Source organism: Methylobacterium litchii, from assembly GCF_038442315.1.
In the GTDB taxonomy this organism is placed as follows: domain Bacteria; phylum Pseudomonadota; class Alphaproteobacteria; order Rhizobiales; family Beijerinckiaceae; genus Methylobacterium; species Methylobacterium litchii.
Genome location: NZ_JBBXMY010000002.1, coordinates 63,089 through 80,411 on the forward strand (window position 1 = coordinate 63,089; position 17,323 = coordinate 80,411).

Genomic DNA, 17,323 nt, shown 5'->3' on the forward strand with positions numbered 1-17,323 from the left:
CCCATGGCGATGGTGACGAGCCGATCGAGCGACGGCGCGGACGAAGACGGCCTCGACGCAGCGCCGATGGCGGACATCAACGTCACGCCGATGGTCGACGTAATGCTGGTGCTGCTGATCATCTTCATGGTCGCGGCGCCGCTGATGACGACCGGCGTGCCGGTGCAACTGCCCAAGACCACGGCTTCAAAGGTGGCGCAGGCGAAGAAGCCGCTGGAGATCACCGTCGACAAGGACGGCAACCCGTCCATCGCGAAGGAGATCTTCACGATGGAGACCATCGTGCCGCGCCTGCGCGAGATGGCCGCCGAGAACAAGGACCAGGTGATGCTGGTCCGCGGCGACCGTGACGTGCCTTACGGCAAGGTCATGGAAGTAATGGGCCTCGTCGGACAGGCGGGCTTCTCCAAGGTCTCGCTCATCGCCCAATCGCCGGGCGGCGCCCCCGCCGCGCCCGCATCCGCCCCCGCCGCTCGCTGAGCCGATGACCGCGCTGACTTCGACGCATCTGCCCCCGCGCCGCCCGTCCGGGTTGCTCGCCGCCTTCCTCGTGGCCCTGGGGCTGCACGCCCTCGCCCTGCTGGCGGTGATGTTCCTGCGGCTGACGCCCCCGGCGCCTCCCGGTGAGCAGCAGGTGACGGTCGACCTCGCCCCCGTGATGACCGAGGCCCCGACCCAGGCCCCCGCCGAGCAGCAGGCCGTCCAGGCGACCCCGCCCGAGGCCAAGCCGATCGAGGAGCCCGTCGAAGAGGCGACCCAGCCGCCCCCGCCCACGGAGATGACCGAGATCGCTCCCGAGGAGGCGCCCCCCGTCGCCGCGACGGAGGTCACTCCGGTCCAGCCGCAGGATCAGGTCGTTACCTCGACCGCCGAGCAGGCCGAGCCCCTGGCCGCGCCGCCCGAGCAGGTCGCGAAGCCGGTCGAGGAGGAGAAGCCCGTCGAGCCTGAGAAGCCGAAGGTCGACCTTGCCAAGCTGAAGGCCGAGAAGGAAGCCCGCCTGCGCAAGATCCGCGAGGAGAAGCGCAAGGAGGAGGAGCGCCGCGAGCGGCTGGAAGAGATCCGGGAGGCCAAGGAGGCGAAGGTCAGGGCCGCGCGTGAGGCCAAGGCGCGGGAAGTGAAGGCGCGGCAGGGCGCCGAGCGGGCCTCGGCCTCGTCCTCGCGGGAGAACGCGGCGGGCCGCGCGGCGGCGGGCAGCGATCCCAGCGCGCTCCGGCAGTGGACGGGCGCCATCAGCGCCGCGATCCATGGTCGCATGAACCCCGGCGCCGCCGCCGGCACGTCGGGCGGCACGGCCGTGATCCGCTTCACGGTGATGCGTTCGGGCTCCGTCACCGGCGCCGGCCTCGCCCGGTCGAGCGGGGTCGGGCAGATCGACAGCGCGGCGCTCGCCGCCGTGCGCGGCGGGCTTCCGGCGGCGCCGGCCGGCGTCACGCAGCCGAGCCTATCCGTGACGATCCCGCTGAATTACCGTGTGCGTTGAGCAGTCTTCGGGCCCGGCGGATTCGCCAGACCCGACACCGGCATGCTAAAGGCCTTAACATTCCGGCTTGAACGGGCTGCCACCCGGCGGTCTGATCGGGTCGGGATATCCGGCCCTTCCTCCCCCCTCCTCGAACCGGCCGGACCCGCCCCGACCGCCGCGTCTCCTCGATGTGGCCGGCTGCGCCGGCGCGGGACGAAAGGGAAGCAATGAGCGACGACATCGAAACCGACCTCGACGAGGCGGAAGAGATCCGCGCTGCGGAAACCGAAGCTCGTCTGAAGGCCGAGAACAAGGCGGAGCGGGCCGAGCGCGCCGAGCGCATGGCGCGCGAGGGCGCCCAGGCCATGGCCGAGCACTTGGCTGCGCAGGTCGCCGTGGATGAGCGCACGAAGCGTCTCCGCTCCCTGCGCCTCGCCAAGGAAGCCTCCGACGCCCAAGCCGCCGCCACCGCCAAGCAGGAGGCAGACGAGGCCAAGGCCGCGAAGGACCGGGCCCGCAAGACGGCTGCCCGCAAGACCGCCAAGAAGGATTGAGGCTCGCCATGGTGGAGACCCGCGACCGTCGCCGCCCCACGGATGCCCGCGCGGCCGCCGAGGCGGCGTTCCGCAAGGCGACCACCAAGCCGGTCGATCCCGCTCCTGCGCCTGCGGCTCCCGCCGCAGCGCCCGGCGTGCGTGAGAGCGTGACCCTGCGCCTCGACAGCACCGTGCTGGAGCATTTCCAGAAGGACGGTCCCGGTTGGCAGGACCGCATCAACGCGGCCCTCAAGGACCTCGTCGCCCGCCACGGTTGAGGCCGGCGCGGCGCCTACCGCGCCCCCGCCACCCGCAGGCCCGCTGGCGCCGTGGCGTTCGCCGGCTCTCCCAGCACCGTCCCCCGTTCCAGGGTCGCGACCGCCAGCGGCGCACCGCGCCCGCGCAGGGCATGCGAGCCGAGCGACCGGGCCCGGATCCCGGCCGGCAGGCGGTCGAGGCGTTCCAGCAGATCCTGCGAGATCAGGATGCCGACACCGAGCGGGCGGCACAGGGCCTCGATCCGCGAGGTGACGTTCACGGCATCGCCGAAATACGCGATCTTGTGCCGGTCCACGCCCACTTCCGCCGTTACCACCGAGCCGCCGTGCAGCGCCGCGCGCAGGCGGGGCACCGTGCCGAACCGGGCCTTCCAGGCCTCCGCGTCGGCCTCGATCCGGTCGAGCACGGCGAAGAGGCATGAGACGCATTTCGCGTCCGCCAAGCCCCGGCTCATCGGCCACGTGATCATGGCGAGATCGCCGATATAATCGTCCACGGAGCCGTTGTGCCTGCGCACGGGCTCCGCGAGAGCGGCGAAGACCGCACCGAGATATTCCTGCGCCCGCAGGTCGCCATGGGCCTCGGCGAAGGCGGTGGAGCCGACCACGTCGAGGAACAGGAAGATGCGCTCCTCCTCCACCGGCCGGTGATAACGGCCGATCATGAAGTTCACGAACACCTCGCCGCCGATCAGGTCGCGCATGCGGATCACGAAGACCAGCATCGCCGAGACGCCGAGCGAATAGGCCAGCACGCGCGGCGTCAGCCGCGTCGCGGTGGAGAGGTTGTCCTCCGTAAGGCCCAGAGCCCAGACCACCGCGCCACCCAGCGCGCAGCCCGCCGCGATCATCAGCACGTAGGCCGCCTCGGCGGCCGGCACGTAGGCCCAGGCGGGCCAGCGGCGGATCTTGGCCTGCAGCCCGGCGAGGATCAGCCCCCGGTCGAAGGCGAGCACGGCCCCGCCCATGCAGAGGCCATAGGTCAGGCCGGCGAGCGGCGACGCGCCCGCCGCGAAGATGAAATTGTAGAGCAGTCCGGCGGCGCCCGCCGCCAGGACGATGAGCACCCAGAACCAGCGATGTGGCGGCAGCATCAACGCACCTCGCGATTCGCGTCGAGCGCAGGGGACACGGACACGACCCTAGCTTAAAGTCTACGAATGCGCGTAGCGTCGGGGCCTTGCTCACCCGGCCATGATGGCGCGAGTAAGGCGCACGGCGAGCCGCCGGCTGAGCGGTAGGACCGGGGAGGCAGCGGCATGCACGCGAGGGGCTTCGGGGCGGCGCGCGTCGCCGTGCCCGTCATCGGACAGGGCACGTGGCGGATCGACGGCAGCGAGCGCGCCGAGGCCGTGCGCGCCCTGCGGGCCGGGATCGATGCCGGCATGACCCACATCGACACCGCCGAGATGTATGGCGAGGCGGAAGCCATCGTCGGCGAGGCCATGGCCGATTGCCGGGAAGAGATCTTCCTCGTCTCCAAGGTGGTGCCGAGCAACGCGACGCGTCGTGGCGTGGTGCGGGCCTGCGAGGCGTCCCTGCGCCGGCTGCGGACGGACCGGATCGAGTGCTACCTGCTGCACTGGCCGGGCAGCCACCCCCTGGCGGAGACGGTGGCGGGGTTCGAGGATCTGCGCCGGGCCGGCAAGATCCTCTCCTGGGGCGTCAGCAACTTCGACGTCGATGACCTCGAACGCCTTCTCGCCATCGCCGGGCCCGACCGCATCGCCTGCAATCAGGTCTATTACTGCCCGACCGAGCGGGCCATCGAGCATGCCGTCCTGCCGTGGTGCACGGCCCATGGGGTGGCGCTGGTCGGCTACTCGCCCTTCGGCAGCGGCGATTTCCCGGAGCCCGCGAGCCCCGGCGGGCAGGTCCTGAAGAGCATCGCGGACGCGCATGGCACCTCGCCGCACGCCATAGTGCTCGCCTTCCTGCTGCGCCTGCCGAACGTCTTCACCATCCCGAAGACGGTGCGGGCGGAGCGCGCGGTGGAGAACGCGGCGGCCGCCGAGATCAAGCTCAACGCCGCCGAGATCGCCCTGATCGAGAGCCATTTCCCGCGCGGGCCGCGTCCGCGCATCCTGCCAATGCTGTAGGCGCCGCCTACTCGCCGATGCCGAACAGCTTCTCGAAGAAGTTCGGCTCGGCGCGCTGCTCCCGCCGACGGCGGGCCGGAGCCTCCGCCTGCGGGGCCGGCGTCAGGCCGTCGATGATCTGGTTCAGCACGTCGGCGGGGCCGGCATTGGCGACCGAGGCGGTCGTCTCCGGCGCCCGGCGCCAGCGGTTCAGGTTGGGCAGCGGGACTGGATTCTGGCCCTTGAGCGCCTGGACCATGTAGGTCTTCCAGACCTCCGCCGGCAGGCCGCCGCCCGTCACCTTCTTCGTGAGTTCGCCGTCGTCGTTGCCGAGCCAGACCCCGGTGACGAGGCTGCCGGAGAAGCCGATGAACCACGCGTCCTTATAATCCTGCGTGGTGCCGGACTTGCCGGCCAGTTCCCAGCCGGGGATGTCGGCCTTCTTGGCGGTGCCGCTCACGAAGGTCTCGTGCATCATGGCGTTCATCATGCCGTCGGCGTCGGGGCTGATCACCCGGCCGAGGCCGCTGTCGGCGCGCTTGTAGAGGAACTTTCCGTCGGAGCCCTTCACCGAGGACACGACGTAGGGAATGACCCCGGTGCCGCCATTGGCGAAGGCGCCGTAGGCCCCGACCATCTCCAGCAGCGTCACCTCCGACGTGCCGAGCGCGATGGAGCCGTTGGCCTGCAGCGGCGAGGTGATGCCGAGCTTCTGCGCGGTCTGTACCACGGCCTTCGGGCCCACCTCCTGGCCGAGCCGCACCGCCACGGTGTTCAGCGAGTGCGCCAGCGCGAAGCGCAGGCTCACGGGGCCCTCGTAGCGGTGGGAGTAGTTCTCCGGCGCCCAGTTGCCGATCTTGACCGGCGCGTCGTCGCGCACCGTGTCGGGGGTCAGGCCCCGCTCGACGGCGGCGAGGTAGACGAAGGGCTTGAACGACGAGCCGGGCTGGCGCTTCGCGGTGGTCGCCCGGTTGAACTGGCTCTGCGCGTAGTCGCGCCCGCCGATCAGGGCGCGGATGGCGCCGTCCGGGCGCATCGAGACCAGCGCCCCCTGGCCGACATTGAAGCGCGCGCCCTGCTTGTTCAGCTCATCGACCAGCGACCGCTCGGCCGTGGCCTGCAGCGAGGTATCGACGGTGGTCTGGACGGTGATGTCCTGCTCGAACTTGCCGACGTAATCGTCGAGCACGTCCATCACGAGGTCGGCGACGTAGTTAGCCGAGCCGCCGCCGCGGATGCTCGCGGGCCGGGCCGGCTGGGCGAGCGCCACCTTCACGTCCTGCGGCTGCGCGAAGCCCAGCTCCTGCATCGCCGCCAACACTTGCGCCGCGCGGGCCTGGGCCGCCGGGAGGTTGCGGTTCGGCGCCAGCCGCGAGGGCGCCTGCACGAGGCCGCCGAGCATCGCGGCCTGGGCGAGGCTCACGTCCTTGGCGGGCTTGCCGAAATAGCGCTGTGCCGCCGCCTCCACGCCATAGGCGCCCGCGCCGAAATAGACGCGGTTGAGGTAGAGTTCGAGAATCTCGTCCTTCGTGTACTTGTGCTCCAGCCACAGGGCGAGGATCGCCTCCTGGATCTTGCGCGAGGCCGAGCGCTCCGGCGTCAGGAACAGGTTCTTGGCGAGCTGCTGCGTCAGCGTCGAGCCGCCCTGGGCGACACCGCGCCGGGTCAGGTTCTGGCCGATGGCGCGCAGGATGCCGACCGGATCGACACCGAAATGCTGGTAGAACCGCCGGTCCTCGATGGCGACGAAGGCGCGCGGCAGGTAGGGCGGCAATTCCTTGATCGAGACCACCCGGCCGCCGGTCTCGCCCCGGTTGGCCAGGAGCGTGCCGTCGCTCGCCAGGATCGCGATGTTCGGCGGGCGCTTCGGCACGGCCAACTGGTCGATCGGCGGCAATTGCGACGCGTGGTAGGCGATGAGCCCGGCGAGGCCGATCACGGCCCACAGGCCGAGCACCACGCCGCCATAGACGATGCGGCCGAGCCACGAGCGGCGGCGCTTCGCGCTGCGCCCCCTGCCCGACGAGCCCCGGCCCCCGGAGGAGCCACGGGACGGGGAGGACCGCTTCGCCGGTTGCCTGCTCACGCGTTCCTTGCTCCCTGTCTCGGCGCCGCCGGCCCGATCCTCGCGGGAGAGGCGCAGGTCGAGGTCGCCGCGCTGGCCGATCCGCCCTTCCGGGACATCGAAATTCGGCTCGGCTCTGCCACGCTTCTGCGCCATCGACACCCGTCACGAAGCTGCTCGCCCGCGCGCGAGGCCGCGCAACCGGACGTTGACATGACGTCGCGGCGGCCCTGCGGACGCGTTCTGAGACGCTGTAAATGCGGCGGTTTAAGGGGCCGTTAAGATACCCGGCCCGCGTCGGGATGGTGGCCTGGGATGGACTAGCCAGACCAATATTCCGGCCTGCCGCCCCTGGTTTCGGCGCGGGTCCCTCCGTATGGTGCCGCCCGTTTCAGGGGGAGAGCACTATCGTGCGGGTTGCCATTCTCGTCGCGATGACCGGATTCGGCCTCGGAAGCCTTCCGGCATGGTCCCAGGTCCGCCTCGATACGGTCAACACCATCGCCTGTGCCGAGGAAGGCGGCATCTGCCGGATGCCTTATCCGACGAATGTCTATTTCGGGGTGCCGGGCAAGACCAACGGCCGCCCCTTCCCGCAGGGCGGCACGGTGGCGTGCAACGTCCAGAGCTTCGGCGATCCGGCGCCCAACCAGCGCAAGGCCTGCTGGTACGCCCCTCGCCTTACCGGCAACGAGGGCGGCGGCTTCCGGGAGCGCCCCCGCCGCGACGACCGCGACGAGTATCGTCCACGGGACGAGTATCGCTCGCGGGACGATGACCGCCCTCGCGACGAGTACCGCCCCCGTCGTGATGTCGACCGCGACGAGTACCGCCCGCGCCGCGACGATTTCGACGATACGCGAGAGCGCCGCCGCTATCGCAGCGTGCCGGACGATGAGTGAGCCTGTGTCGGCGGTTCGGAGCGGAGAGGCAGACGGCATGTCCGATGACCGGCGCGGCGCCTATCGCCGCAACGCCTTCACCTTCGGGGCCGTGGAGACCGGCGCAGGGGAGATCGGCTGCCTCGTCTGGGACGTGACCGAGACCGGCGCCCTGATCGAGATCGAGCAAGCCGTGGACCTGCCGGAGCGGTTGCGTGTGCGCCTCGCCCCGGAGACGGCACCGCACGAGGCGAGCGTCGCGTGGCAGAACGGCAAGCGCGCGGGCATCGCCTTCTCCGGGTAAGGCAGCCTCAGTCCTTGCGCTTTCCCGCCCGTCGGTCCCGCGTCATGCGCGTCGGGGCGTAAAAGTCGTCGGGCTTGGTGCGCACCCAGGCCACGAACTTCGCGAGTTCCGGGTCGGCGCGCAGGGCCTCGACATCGGCGAGGCGCCGGGCGATCTCGGCCTCGCTGTAGCGGGCGTGGATCGCCGAGTGGCAGACCTGATGCAGCCGCACCGTACCCCGATGGGTGCCGCCCTTCAGCTTGGGCGTGAGGTGGTGCAGGCTCGATTTCGAACCGCGCGGGATCGGCCTCTCGCAGAGCGGGCAGATGACCGGCGCCGCGGCCTGGGGGCCGTGGGTCGTCGGATCGTCATCGCGCCACAGGCGCTCGCGTCTGCCCAAGCCTCGTCTCCCGGCGTCTTCGGTGGATCGGGACGGCAGGCCGCAGAGTAAAGCCCGCTGTTATGGCGTTTCGCCCGTCGGCATTGACAACATCCGGCAAACGACGGAGTTTCGAACCGTTCCGAGGGGGGCCCTGACCGGGCTGAGATTGGGCGTAATGCCCTGACCCTTGAACCTGATCCGGTTCGTACCGGCGGAGGGACGGGAACCTGCGGCCACGGGATGCCGCACCTTACCCCTATCGTCGTCACGCAATTGGACCGCTCCAGCGCCAGGAGAGGCCAAATGAACGCACCCGTGCTGCCCAAGGATGTGAAGGGAAGCCCCGAGACCGTGACCACGGGACCGGTCTCCGGCTCGCGGAAGGTCTACGCGACCGTCGGTGGCCGGGAGGACATCCGCGTCCCGTTCCGTGAGATCGTGCTGACCGACCCGAAGGAAGAGCCGGTGCGGGTCTACGACCCGTCGGGGCCCTACACCGAGACCGATGCCCGCATCGACCTGTCGGCGGGCCTGCCGCAGATCCGCGCCCCGTGGATCGCCGCGCGCGGCTACGCGACCGCCGAGCCCCGCGCCGTGAAGCCGGAGGACAACGGCTTCGCCTCGGCCGACAAGCTCGTCGCCCCCTGCCCCGCCGAGCGCGTGCTCCGCAAGGCCGCCCCCGGCCAGATGGTGACGCAGTACGAGTTCGCCCGCGCCGGGATCGTCACCGAGGAGATGATCTACGTCGCCCATCGCGAAAACCTCTGCCGCGAGCAGATGCTGGAGCGCGCCGAGGCGGCCCTGGCAGACGGCGAGAATTTCGGCGCGGCGGTGCCGGCCTTCATCACACCCGAATTCGTGCGCGACGAGATCGCGCGCGGCCGGGCGATCATCCCCGCCAACATCAACCACACCGAAGTCGAGCCGATGGCGATTGGCCGGAACTTCCTCGTGAAGATCAACGCCAACATCGGCAACTCGGCGGTCACGTCGTCGGCCGCCGAAGAGGTCGAGAAGCTGGTCTGGTCGATCCGCTGGGGCGCGGACACGGTCATGGACCTCTCGACCGGCCGCAACATCCACAACATCCGCTCGTGGATCATCCGCAACTCGCCCGTGCCGATCGGGACGGTGCCGATCTATCAGGCGCTGGAAAAGGTCGGCGGCGACCCGCTCAAGCTCGATTGGGAGGTCTTCAAGGACACGCTCATCGAGCAGGCCGAGCAGGGCGTCGATTACTTCACCATCCATGCCGGCGTGCGCCTGGCCCACGTCCCGCTGACGGCGCGTCGCGTCACCGGCATCGTCTCGCGCGGCGGCTCGATCATGGCGCGCTGGTGTCTCGCCGGGCACCGCGAATCGTTCCTCTACGAGCGGTTCGACGAGATCTGCGACATCATGCGGGCCTACGACGTGTCGTTCTCGCTGGGTGACGGCCTGCGGCCCGGCTCCATCGCCGACGCCAACGACGCCGCGCAGTTCGCCGAGCTTGAGACCCTGGGCGAACTCACCAAGATTGCCTGGAACAAGGGCTGTCAGGTGATGATCGAGGGCCCCGGCCACGTGCCGATGCACAAGATCAAGGTGAACATGGAGAAGCAGCTTCGCGAGTGCGGCGAGGCGCCCTTCTACACCCTCGGCCCGCTGACCACGGACATCGCGCCGGGCTACGACCACATCACGTCGGGCATCGGCGCGGCGATGATCGGCTGGTTCGGTACGGCGATGCTCTGCTACGTCACGCCGAAGGAGCATCTCGGCCTGCCGGACCGCGATGATGTGAAGGTCGGCGTGATCACCTACAAGATCGCCGCCCACGCCGCCGACCTCGCCAAGGGCCACCCCGCCGCGCAGCTGCGCGACGACGCCCTCAGCCGCGCCCGGTTCGACTTCCGCTGGGAGGACCAGTTCAACCTCAGCCTCGACCCGGATACGGCGCGCACCTACCACGACGAGACCTTGCCGAAGGACGCCCACAAGGTCGCCCATTTCTGCTCGATGTGCGGGCCGAAGTTCTGCTCGATGAAGATCACGCAGGATCTGCGCGCCGAGGTGCTGGCGATGGAAGAGGCCGGGCAGGTGATCGGCCAAGCCCCCGCCATGTCGCAGGCTGAGGCCGAGGCCGGGATGCGCGAGAAGTCGCGCGAATTCCTCGCTGAGGGCGGCAAGCTCTACGTCGACGCGGCGGAGTGACAGCTTCCAGCGCGCCCGCCACCCGGCGGGCGCGCTGGATCGGTGCCGATGCTGACGGAATTGTCAGCATTTAGACGCTGGGATTTGGCCAGATGTCGTGGAATTGAGGCGCCGCCTTTACCGAATATTGAGGCCGTCTCACAAACGGGCTGTCGAAGACTGTGAGGGCATGCCCGTATTAAGCGCTGCTTAATGGCGGGGTGATGCAATCCGACCATCACAGGATCGTAGGAGCCTGTCATGGACATACGTAGCATTTCCGCGGTGGCGCAGGGGCCGCAGGGCCTCGATGCCCTGGCATCCACTGCCGCCCCACCGCCTCAGACCGCCGAGAACCGGGAAACGCCGACGAAGAGCCTCGAGCCGGCGGTGAAGGTCGATATCGGCAGCGATTCGCACGAGGCTCGCTTCGTGCGCGACGTCGACACGAGCGCCATCGTGTTCCAGGTGGTCGATCCGACCTCCGGCGACGTGCTGGCGCAACTGCCGAGCGAGAACGCGTTGCGCAACCGCGCCTATGCCAATGCCGGCGCGCCGAGCGCCGCCAATGGCAATCTCTCGCGGGTGGCCTAGGCTGCTCGCGTCGCGATCACTGACGCTGGCACGGCGGCCTTGCCTCGGCCGCGCAATCCCGTGAGGGCGCGGATCGCCACGAGTCCGATCCGCGCGAGGCGGATCTGCGCCGGCAAGTGCCGGGGGCCGATGGGCCGGTAGGCAAGCCGGGGGCTCGCCTTCTCGGCCTCCCCAATGGCGTGCCCGAGCGGTAGGGAGGCGATGCGGGCGGCCTCCTCCGGCGCGATCCCGAGCCAGTCCGACCACGCCCTGTCCCGCGCCAAAGCGCCCGTGGCGTGCATCTGCCGGAAACGCGCCCGCCACAGGTAGCGGCGCACGCAGCGGGCGAAGGTCTCCATCCGCGCGTCGCAGAGAGCGTCCGGCTCCTCGCAGCGGGAGCGGATCGTGTCCGCGACGCCCCCCGGCGCCCGGCCGGTGAGGCGGGCCGAGATCGTCACGCAGACATCCGGCGCGTGCCGCACGCGCTTCCCGTGGGCGATCAACCGCGCGATGAAGGCACCGTCCTCGCCAAGGGGAATCTCCGGCATGCCGCCAACCGCGAGGTAGGCGTCGCGGGTCACGGCCAGGGTCGCGCCGATGGTGGTGCGGTGGCAGGGCCAGGGATCGTGTGGATCGGGGTCGATCCGCGCCTCGGCCTCGGTGATGAGCCCGTCGTAGATGTCTTCCAGCCGGCCCCGGGCATGGAGCATGGCGGGCAGGAGCTTGCCCTCCTCGACATCGAGTTCGACCCGCCCGGCCACGGCATCCGCGCCGGCCTCGATGGCGGCGAGCGTGCGGACCACCCAGTTCGGTGGCACGCGGCTGTCGGCGTCGGTGGAGAGGATCGCCCCGCCGGCCTCGCCGAGCCACGCGGCGGCCTCGTCCATCGCCTTGCGGCGGGCCCAGCCGGCATGGGCGCCGGCGAAGTCCTCGTTCAGCACCCGCACGGGCACCGCCAGTGACGGCAGCAGGCCGGCGACGATCTCGCCCGTGCCGTCCGTGCAATTGTTGAGGAACAGCACCACGCCGAGGGCGCCGGGCGCGAGGCCCTCCTGGGCATCGATCGCCCGCAGGCACGCGACGATGCGCTCGGCTTCGTTGCGCACCGGGACCGCGACGATGGCGGCGGGACTCGTCATGGAATCATCTCGTCGGCGCCGGAGACTGGCACGCGACGGCTTATCGGTTGGGCGACCTGAACGGGAACCGAAGGACGGGTCTCAGAGGGTCTTCTCGACCAGACCCTCGATCCATTCGGGCTGCGTCTCACCCACCGAGCGTCCCACCTCCGTCTGGCCCTTAAAGGCGATCAGGGTGCTCTGCATCCGCGCATTGAGTTGCTTCAGCACATCCTTGCGGCTGTCGAAATCGACGTCGAAGACCTGGAGGTCCTTGAAGCGCGGATCCTGTGTCAGCTTGGCGATGATTGGCTTCTGCGATTTGCAGATCGGGCACCAGGGCGCGCTCACTTCGACCAGGATCGGCTTGCCGGCCTTCTGGGCGGCCTCGAACGCGGCCGGATCGTAGGGCACCGGCTCGGCGGCGAAGGCCGGGCCGGCAGCGAGGGCGAGCAGTGTAAGGGCGAGGATGTGGCGGCGTGTCGTCATGGGTTGTTTCCCCGGTCGGACTCTGACGGTCCTCCCGGAACCCTATACGCGCCGCGCCGGAGGAGCGCATCGCCATCACGCCGCACCCGTGCGCTCCTCCTCCGCGAGGGCGGCGATGTCGGCGGCGTCAACTGTCTCCATCGCCTTGCGGATTCGCAGCGCCCGCGTCGGCTGGCCAACGCGCATCACAAGAACGATAGTCTCCATGTCCGGGCAGCCGGGATCGGCGCAGGCGATCTCGTTGACGGAGAGCGCATCGTCGGGACCGAGGCCGAGGCTCGGGGCGATCTCACCCTTCAGCCGCGCGGCCACGGCCGATCGCTCGGCCGAGCGGGCACGCCACGCCTTGAGGCTCACGAAGGCCATCGGCGATCCCTCCTAACGGATCCGGACTGTCTGGCGGTGTGAAACAGTGTTGCATCGCCGCCGTCAACTGGCGACGCTCGGAGTGCCGCCGCCGGATAAAGGACGTTGTCCCCCGCTGGTTGTGGCAGTTTGGCAGGTTCTGTTGCAACGAACCCGGCGCTCGCTCGTAATGCCCTGCGGGCTTGCCGGGCTTTCTGCCTGGAACGAGGATCGAGTGGGAGTATCGGTGTCTTGCGACACTGGCGGGAAGGGCCGGGCGACCGGCGCGGTTATCACCACGGCAACCTGAAGGAGGCTCTGGTAGAGGCCGCGCGGCGATTCATTGCTGAGCGCGGCATCGGGGGCTTCACTCTGGTCGAGGCCGCACGTCTCGTGGGCGTGACGCCTGCCGCCCTGTACCGTCACTTCCGCGGCCGCGAAGCCCTCCTCGAAGAGTTGGCCGGGCGCGGCTTCAACGAGTTGGCGAGCCGGCTCGCGCGGGCCCTGACCTCACGCGGTACGCCGCTCGAACGCTTCACCCGCATGGGCGAGGTCTACCTCACCTTCGCGGAGGAAGAGCCCGCCTATTACGCGGCGATCTTCGAGACGCGCGGCATCCACGCCGCGCCGCAGGCAGAGAGCCGCCCGAGCCCGTTCGACCTGCTGGTCGAGGCGTTGCAGGCGACCTTCACGGATGGGTTCGGCGGAGTGGCCCCGCGCTTCATCGCCCTCGAAGTCTGGGCGCTGGCCCACGGGCTCGCCACCCTCTCGGCCGCCGGGCAATTGCCCACCGGCCCCGGCATTCCCGACAAGTACGAACTTCTGCGCGCGGGCGTCCTCGCCCTCGTCCACGGCGCCGCCCGGCGCGATTGAGGAGCCGATCCGGCGGCCCTTGAAACGCTCTTCCGCGATCCGCATGTTAACTCCGTTCACATGATATGCGGAGCTTGCCCGTGAACACGACCTCGACCCCTCCCTATGCCACCGGGCGCGCTTGCCGCTCCGGTCCCTTCCCTCGCCGCTCATTGGAGATCGGTGCCATCGTCCTTGGCTTTGTCTACTGGTGGCCGGTGGGCCTCGCGCTGCTCGCGTGGAAGCTGACGGGCTACCCGGCCGTCAACGAAATGCGGGACGCCGCCCGCCGGAACTTCGGAAGCTGGGACGCGGCACGCCCCGCCTCACGCCTCGCCCGCGCCTTCGAGGCCGCCAACCGGGGCACCGGCAACGCAGCGTTCGATGAGTACCGCCGCGCGGAACTCGACCGGCTGGAGGCCCAGCGTCGCGCCCTCGAGGAAGAGAGCCGCGCCTTCACGAACTTCGTCGAGGAACTGAAGCGCGCCAAGGATCGCGAGCAGTTCGACGCCTTCATGGCCCAGCGCCGTGCCGGCGGCACCGACGGAACGCTCTCCGTCTGATCGTGACCCGGCCGCGCCCTGCCCTCCCAGCGGGGCGCGGCGGCTTGGATTTCCCCCCTTGGCATGCGCCCCGGCCGTTGCGCCCTGCCCGGCCCTCCGGCATGACTCGCCCGTCACGGCACGGGAGGGGCGATGTCGAGCGGGACAGTCACGGTGGTCGATCACCCGCTGGTGCAGCACAAGCTGACCCTGATGCGGGACAAGGACCGCTCGACGCAGGGCTTCCGCCGCCTGCTCAACGAGATCGGTATGCTGCTCGCCTACGAAGTGACGCGCGATCTCCCCCTCGAATCCCTTGAGATCGAGACGCCCATCGGCCCGATGTCCGGCCGGCAGATCCAGGGTAAGAAGCTCGTCCTCGCCCCGATCCTGCGGGCCGGCGTCGGCTTCCTCGACGGGATGCTTTCGCTTCTGCCCTCGGCCCGCGTCGCCCATGTCGGGCTGTACCGCGATCCTGAGACGCTGGAAGCCGTCGAGTACTACTTTAAGGCCCCGTCCGATCTCGCCGACCGCACCGTGCTGGTGCTCGATCCGATGCTCGCCACGGCGAACTCGGCGGTGGCCGCCCTCGACCGGCTGAAGGCGCGTGGCGCCGTCGATCTGCGCTTCGTCTGCCTGCTCGCCGCGCCCGAGGGCCTAGCCCGTCTGGCCGCCGCCCATCCCGACGTGCCGGTCTGGACCGCCTCCATCGACAGCCACCTGAACGAGCACGGCTATATCGTCCCCGGCCTCGGCGATGCCGGCGACCGGATGTACGGCACGCGTTGATCCGGCCTTGCCGGACGCCACCCGGCGCGCAGATAACCTCGACCGAGCGAGCGGAGACCGACCATGGGACGCACCCTGCCCGAGACGATGCGCCGAATCCGCTACGACGGAACGGGCGGGCCGGAGGTCATCGCCGTCGAGTCCGCGCCGGTGCCGACGCCGGGGCCGGGCCAGGTGCTCATCGAGGTCGTCGCGGCCGGGGTGAACCGTCCGGACGTCGCCCAGCGCGCCGGCAGCTATCCGCCGCCGCCCGGCGCCACGGAGATTCCGGGCCTTGAGGTGGCGGGTCGCATTGCCGCCCTCGGCGAGGGCGTGCAGGGCTTGTCCGAAGGTGATGAGGTCTGCGCCCTGGTGATCAGCGGCGGCTATGCCGAGTTCGCCGTGGCCGAGGCCGCCCATTGCCTGCCCCGCCCGGACGCGATTTCGCTGACCGACGCGGGCGGACTGCCGGAGACGTTCTTCACCGTCTATTCCAACGTGATCCAGCGCGGCCGGCTCACCGAGGGCGAGACGTTCCTCGTTCATGGCGGATCGAGCGGCATCGGCGCCACCGCGATCCAGATGGCGAAGCTGTTCGGCGCCAAGGTCTTCGCCACGGCCGGCTCGGCCGAGAAGTGCCGGTTCTGCGAAGAACTCGGGGCCAGCGCCGCCATCGACTACAAGCAGAGCGACTTCGCGGAGGAGATCCAACGCCTCACCGACAAGCGCGGCGTGGACGTGATTCTCGACATGATCGGCGCGAGCTATCTCCAGCGCAACCTCAAGTCATTGGCCCAGGACGGTCGCCTCGTGATGATCGCGCTGATGGGCGGCTACAAGGTCGATGGGCTGAACATCACCCCGATCATGCGCAATCGCCTGACCTTTACCGGCTCGACGCTGCGTCCGCGCTCGAAGGAGGACAAGGCCGCCATCGCCGCCGGGCTGCGCAAGGACGTGTGGCCCCACCTCGGCAGCGGCCGCATCCGCACCGTTACGCACGCCACCTTCCCGCTGGAGCGTGCACGGGAGGCGCATGAACTGATGGAGACGAGCACGCATCTCGGCAAGATCGTGCTGACGACGGGCCGCTAAGGCGGCCCAAACCGGAACCCCTCCTCCGGCCTCGCGTTGGCGACCGATAACACAATCGTGTTGCGGCCGCTCCAACAGCGCGTCGCGTGACTTGAGCGAGGGCTGGTCGATGGTCGAGAAACTTACGCCGCAGGAAGGTCGTCAGGGCGAGCGCGGTAAGTCCATGCTCTGGGTGCTCGTTGGAAGCCTCGTGCTCCTCGCGGTCGCCACCATCGGCTTGCTCACGTGGAACGGCGCGAACTCGCCGAAGGATTACGCCTCGCAGAGCCAGGATGCCTCCCGCAAGGAGATCACCGGCTCCGTGAACGGCACGTCCAACACGTCGACCTCGAACTCGACGGCGGTGCCCGGCGGTAATCCGTCCTACCCGCAGCCGGCGCAGCAGAACGCCAACGGCGGCACCCCGAAGTAAGCCGCGCCTAGCGCGTCGGCACGGGGTTTACACCCCGGTAATCGTAGAAGCCGCGCTTGGTCTTGCGCCCAAGCCAGCCGGCTTCGACGTACTTCACCAACAGCGGGCATGGCCGGTACTTCGAATCGGCCAGCCCCTCATACAGGACCTGCATCACCGACAGGCAGGTATCGAGGCCGATGAAGTCCGCCAGTTGCAGCGGGCCCATCGGATGGTTGGCGCCGAGCTTCATCGCCGTGTCGATCGACTCGACCGAACCCACGCCTTCGTACAGCGTGTAGATCGCCTCGTTGATCATCGGCAGCAGGATGCGGTTGACGATGAAGGCCGGGAAATCCTCCGACATCGTCGCCGTCTTGCCGAGCTTCGCGATGAAGCCCTTGGCGGATTCGTAGGTCTGGTCCTCGGTGGCGATGCCCCGGATCAGCTCCACGAGCTGCATCACCGGCACCGGGTTCATGAAGTGGATGCCGATGAAGCGCTCCGGCCGGTCGGTCGAGGCCGCGAGGCGGGTGATCGAGATGGACGAGGTGTTGGTCGCCACCATCGCCTCGGGGCTGAGCACCGGGCAGAGGCTGGTGAAGATGTCCCGCTTGGTCGCCTCGTTCTCGGTGGCCGCCTCGATCACCAGATCGCAGGGCGCGAGATCGGCGAAGGTGCCGACCGCCTTGATGCGCTCGCGCGCGGCGTGGCTGTCGCCTTCGTCCAGGGCGCCCTTGGAGACGAGGCGGGCGTAACCCTTCTCGATCGAGTCGATGCCGTTTGCGAGCCGGGCCGCGTCACGATCGTTGATGTACACGTCGAGACCTGCGGCGGCGCAGACCTGCGCGATGCCGCTTCCCATCTGGCCCGCGCCGATGATGCCGACCCGCTTGATCTCGATGCCCATCTGAAGACCTTGCCCCCGATCCGTGCCCGCCCCGCCGCCGGCCTGCGGCTCGGCCGAGACCGCGAGGCGGCACGTGAATTCAAATGCCGTCTCAGCTTTCTAG

21 protein-coding genes and 1 riboswitch are annotated in these 17,323 nt (G+C 69.5%); of the genes, 14 read left to right on the top strand and 7 right to left on the bottom strand.

Annotation, left to right across the window (positions count from 1 at the left end; all coding sequences use genetic code 11):
* Nucleotides 1–3 precede the first annotated feature (3 nt).
* The 4 genes from AAHF99_RS05125 (at nt 4) to AAHF99_RS05140 (ending at nt 2,276) form a co-directional block, all read left to right on the top strand.
* Nucleotides 4–480, top strand: a complete 477-nt coding sequence (locus AAHF99_RS05125) for an ExbD/TolR family protein (RefSeq protein ID WP_342162951.1) — start codon at nt 4–6, stop codon at nt 478–480.
* A gap of 4 nt (nt 481–484) precedes the next feature.
* Nucleotides 485–1,480, top strand: coding sequence for an energy transducer TonB family protein (locus AAHF99_RS05130; protein WP_342162952.1), 996 nt, complete (start codon nt 485–487; stop codon nt 1,478–1,480).
* 209 nt (nt 1,481–1,689) lie between these two features.
* Entirely contained in the window at nt 1,690–2,016 is a 327-nt protein-coding gene (locus tag AAHF99_RS05135; RefSeq protein WP_243951824.1) for a hypothetical protein, read from the top strand.
* 8 nt (nt 2,017–2,024) lie between these two features.
* Nucleotides 2,025–2,276 (top strand): BrnA antitoxin family protein, encoded by a 252-nt coding sequence (locus tag AAHF99_RS05140; RefSeq protein WP_342162953.1) that lies wholly within the window; start codon nt 2,025–2,027, stop codon nt 2,274–2,276.
* A gap of 14 nt (nt 2,277–2,290) precedes the next feature.
* Here the strand turns inward: AAHF99_RS05140 and AAHF99_RS05145 are convergent, their stop codons facing one another.
* Nucleotides 2,291–3,370, bottom strand: a complete 1,080-nt coding sequence (locus tag AAHF99_RS05145) for an adenylate/guanylate cyclase domain-containing protein (RefSeq protein ID WP_342162954.1) — start codon at nt 3,368–3,370, stop codon at nt 2,291–2,293.
* Between the two features lie 165 nt (nt 3,371–3,535).
* Between AAHF99_RS05145 and AAHF99_RS05150 the strand changes: the two genes are divergently transcribed.
* Nucleotides 3,536–4,375, top strand: a complete 840-nt coding sequence (locus tag AAHF99_RS05150; protein WP_342162955.1) for an aldo/keto reductase — start codon at nt 3,536–3,538, stop codon at nt 4,373–4,375.
* A 7-nt stretch (nt 4,376–4,382) separates the two neighbouring features.
* Here the strand turns inward: AAHF99_RS05150 and AAHF99_RS05155 are convergent, their stop codons facing one another.
* A complete protein-coding gene (locus AAHF99_RS05155; protein WP_342162957.1) occupies nt 4,383–6,575 on the bottom strand; it encodes a transglycosylase domain-containing protein in 2,193 nt (730 codons plus the stop codon).
* Nucleotides 6,576–6,829: 254 nt separating this feature from the next.
* Here AAHF99_RS05155 and AAHF99_RS05160 point away from each other — a divergent pair, with 254 nt between their 5' ends.
* Together AAHF99_RS05160 and AAHF99_RS05165 are read left to right on the top strand one after the other, a co-directional pair.
* Nucleotides 6,830–7,321 (top strand): hypothetical protein, encoded by a 492-nt coding sequence (locus AAHF99_RS05160; RefSeq protein ID WP_342162959.1) that lies wholly within the window; start codon nt 6,830–6,832, stop codon nt 7,319–7,321.
* A gap of 37 nt (nt 7,322–7,358) precedes the next feature.
* The gene (locus AAHF99_RS05165; RefSeq protein ID WP_342162961.1) at nt 7,359–7,604 is read left to right on the top strand and encodes a PilZ domain-containing protein; all 246 of its coding nucleotides are present in this window, start codon (nt 7,359–7,361) and stop codon (nt 7,602–7,604) included.
* Nucleotides 7,605–7,611: 7 nt separating this feature from the next.
* Here AAHF99_RS05165 and AAHF99_RS05170 read toward each other — a convergent pair whose 3' ends face one another.
* A complete protein-coding gene (locus tag AAHF99_RS05170) occupies nt 7,612–7,983 on the bottom strand; it encodes an HNH endonuclease family protein (protein WP_342162963.1) in 372 nt (123 codons plus the stop codon).
* 114 nt (nt 7,984–8,097) lie between these two features.
* Nucleotides 8,098–8,202, top strand: a riboswitch (TPP riboswitch).
* Between the two features lie 66 nt (nt 8,203–8,268).
* Here AAHF99_RS05170 and thiC point away from each other — a divergent pair.
* Together thiC and AAHF99_RS05180 are read left to right on the top strand one after the other, a co-directional pair.
* Nucleotides 8,269–10,158, top strand: coding sequence for a phosphomethylpyrimidine synthase ThiC (thiC, locus tag AAHF99_RS05175; protein WP_342162964.1), 1,890 nt, complete (start codon nt 8,269–8,271; stop codon nt 10,156–10,158).
* A gap of 240 nt (nt 10,159–10,398) precedes the next feature.
* Nucleotides 10,399–10,731, top strand: a complete 333-nt coding sequence (locus AAHF99_RS05180) for a hypothetical protein (RefSeq protein WP_342162965.1) — start codon at nt 10,399–10,401, stop codon at nt 10,729–10,731.
* On the opposite strand, the gene AAHF99_RS05185 is transcribed toward AAHF99_RS05180, so the two are convergent.
* The 3 genes from AAHF99_RS05185 to AAHF99_RS05195 form a co-directional block, all read right to left on the bottom strand.
* The gene (locus AAHF99_RS05185; protein WP_342162966.1) at nt 10,728–11,849 is read right to left on the bottom strand and encodes a glycosyltransferase family 2 protein; all 1,122 of its coding nucleotides are present in this window, start codon (nt 11,847–11,849) and stop codon (nt 10,728–10,730) included. The genes AAHF99_RS05180 and AAHF99_RS05185 overlap by 4 nt on opposite strands.
* Nucleotides 11,850–11,930: 81 nt before the next feature.
* Nucleotides 11,931–12,317 (bottom strand): thioredoxin family protein, encoded by a 387-nt coding sequence (locus AAHF99_RS05190; RefSeq protein WP_342162968.1) that lies wholly within the window; start codon nt 12,315–12,317, stop codon nt 11,931–11,933.
* Nucleotides 12,318–12,392: 75 nt separating this feature from the next.
* The gene (locus AAHF99_RS05195; RefSeq protein WP_342162969.1) at nt 12,393–12,683 is read right to left on the bottom strand and encodes a hypothetical protein; all 291 of its coding nucleotides are present in this window, start codon (nt 12,681–12,683) and stop codon (nt 12,393–12,395) included.
* Between the two features lie 231 nt (nt 12,684–12,914).
* On the opposite strand from AAHF99_RS05195, the gene AAHF99_RS05200 reads away from it, so the two are divergent.
* From AAHF99_RS05200 to AAHF99_RS05220, 5 genes are all read left to right on the top strand, one after another.
* Nucleotides 12,915–13,535, top strand: coding sequence for a TetR/AcrR family transcriptional regulator (locus tag AAHF99_RS05200; RefSeq protein WP_342162971.1), 621 nt, complete (start codon nt 12,915–12,917; stop codon nt 13,533–13,535).
* Between the two features lie 80 nt (nt 13,536–13,615).
* Nucleotides 13,616–14,077: a DUF2852 domain-containing protein gene (locus AAHF99_RS05205; protein WP_342162973.1), complete on the top strand. Its 462-nt coding sequence runs from the start codon at nt 13,616–13,618 to the stop codon at nt 14,075–14,077.
* A gap of 132 nt (nt 14,078–14,209) precedes the next feature.
* A complete protein-coding gene (gene upp, locus AAHF99_RS05210; RefSeq protein ID WP_243951839.1) occupies nt 14,210–14,845 on the top strand; it encodes a uracil phosphoribosyltransferase in 636 nt (211 codons plus the stop codon).
* A 63-nt stretch (nt 14,846–14,908) separates the two neighbouring features.
* A complete protein-coding gene (locus AAHF99_RS05215; RefSeq protein ID WP_342162974.1) occupies nt 14,909–15,919 on the top strand; it encodes an NAD(P)H-quinone oxidoreductase in 1,011 nt (336 codons plus the stop codon).
* Nucleotides 15,920–16,028: 109 nt separating this feature from the next.
* On the top strand, nt 16,029–16,331 hold the full coding sequence (locus tag AAHF99_RS05220; protein ID WP_342162975.1) for a hypothetical protein: 303 nt from the start codon (nt 16,029–16,031) through the stop codon (nt 16,329–16,331).
* Nucleotides 16,332–16,338: 7 nt separating this feature from the next.
* Here AAHF99_RS05220 and AAHF99_RS05225 read toward each other — a convergent pair whose 3' ends face one another.
* Nucleotides 16,339–17,220 (bottom strand): 3-hydroxybutyryl-CoA dehydrogenase, encoded by an 882-nt coding sequence (locus AAHF99_RS05225; RefSeq protein ID WP_243951842.1) that lies wholly within the window; start codon nt 17,218–17,220, stop codon nt 16,339–16,341.
* Nucleotides 17,221–17,323: the final 103 nt, after the last annotated feature.

Excerpts from the sequence above, each read along its gene's own strand:
- AAHF99_RS05145 (WP_342162954.1), bottom strand. The coding sequence starts at position 3,370 with ATGCTGCCGCCACATCGCTGGTTCTGGGTGCTCATCGTCCTGGCGGCG.
- upp (WP_243951839.1), top strand. The coding sequence starts at position 14,210 with ATGTCGAGCGGGACAGTCACGGTGGTCGATCACCCGCTGGTGCAGCAC.
- AAHF99_RS05220 (WP_342162975.1), top strand. The coding sequence starts at position 16,029 with ATGGTCGAGAAACTTACGCCGCAGGAAGGTCGTCAGGGCGAGCGCGGT.
- AAHF99_RS05150 (WP_342162955.1), top strand. The coding sequence starts at position 3,536 with ATGCACGCGAGGGGCTTCGGGGCGGCGCGCGTCGCCGTGCCCGTCATC.
- AAHF99_RS05215 (WP_342162974.1), top strand. The coding sequence starts at position 14,909 with ATGGGACGCACCCTGCCCGAGACGATGCGCCGAATCCGCTACGACGGA.
- AAHF99_RS05165 (WP_342162961.1), top strand. The coding sequence starts at position 7,359 with ATGTCCGATGACCGGCGCGGCGCCTATCGCCGCAACGCCTTCACCTTC.
- AAHF99_RS05135 (WP_243951824.1), top strand. The coding sequence starts at position 1,690 with ATGAGCGACGACATCGAAACCGACCTCGACGAGGCGGAAGAGATCCGC.
- thiC (WP_342162964.1), top strand. The coding sequence starts at position 8,269 with ATGAACGCACCCGTGCTGCCCAAGGATGTGAAGGGAAGCCCCGAGACC.
- AAHF99_RS05140 (WP_342162953.1), top strand. The coding sequence starts at position 2,025 with ATGGTGGAGACCCGCGACCGTCGCCGCCCCACGGATGCCCGCGCGGCC.
- AAHF99_RS05180 (WP_342162965.1), top strand. The coding sequence starts at position 10,399 with ATGGACATACGTAGCATTTCCGCGGTGGCGCAGGGGCCGCAGGGCCTC.
- AAHF99_RS05225 (WP_243951842.1), bottom strand. The coding sequence starts at position 17,220 with ATGGGCATCGAGATCAAGCGGGTCGGCATCATCGGCGCGGGCCAGATG.
- AAHF99_RS05195 (WP_342162969.1), bottom strand. The coding sequence starts at position 12,683 with ATGGCCTTCGTGAGCCTCAAGGCGTGGCGTGCCCGCTCGGCCGAGCGA.
- AAHF99_RS05185 (WP_342162966.1), bottom strand. The coding sequence starts at position 11,849 with ATGACGAGTCCCGCCGCCATCGTCGCGGTCCCGGTGCGCAACGAAGCC.
- AAHF99_RS05125 (WP_342162951.1), top strand. The coding sequence starts at position 4 with ATGGCGATGGTGACGAGCCGATCGAGCGACGGCGCGGACGAAGACGGC.
- AAHF99_RS05130 (WP_342162952.1), top strand. The coding sequence starts at position 485 with ATGACCGCGCTGACTTCGACGCATCTGCCCCCGCGCCGCCCGTCCGGG.
- AAHF99_RS05190 (WP_342162968.1), bottom strand. The coding sequence starts at position 12,317 with ATGACGACACGCCGCCACATCCTCGCCCTTACACTGCTCGCCCTCGCT.
- AAHF99_RS05155 (WP_342162957.1), bottom strand. The coding sequence starts at position 6,575 with ATGGCGCAGAAGCGTGGCAGAGCCGAGCCGAATTTCGATGTCCCGGAA.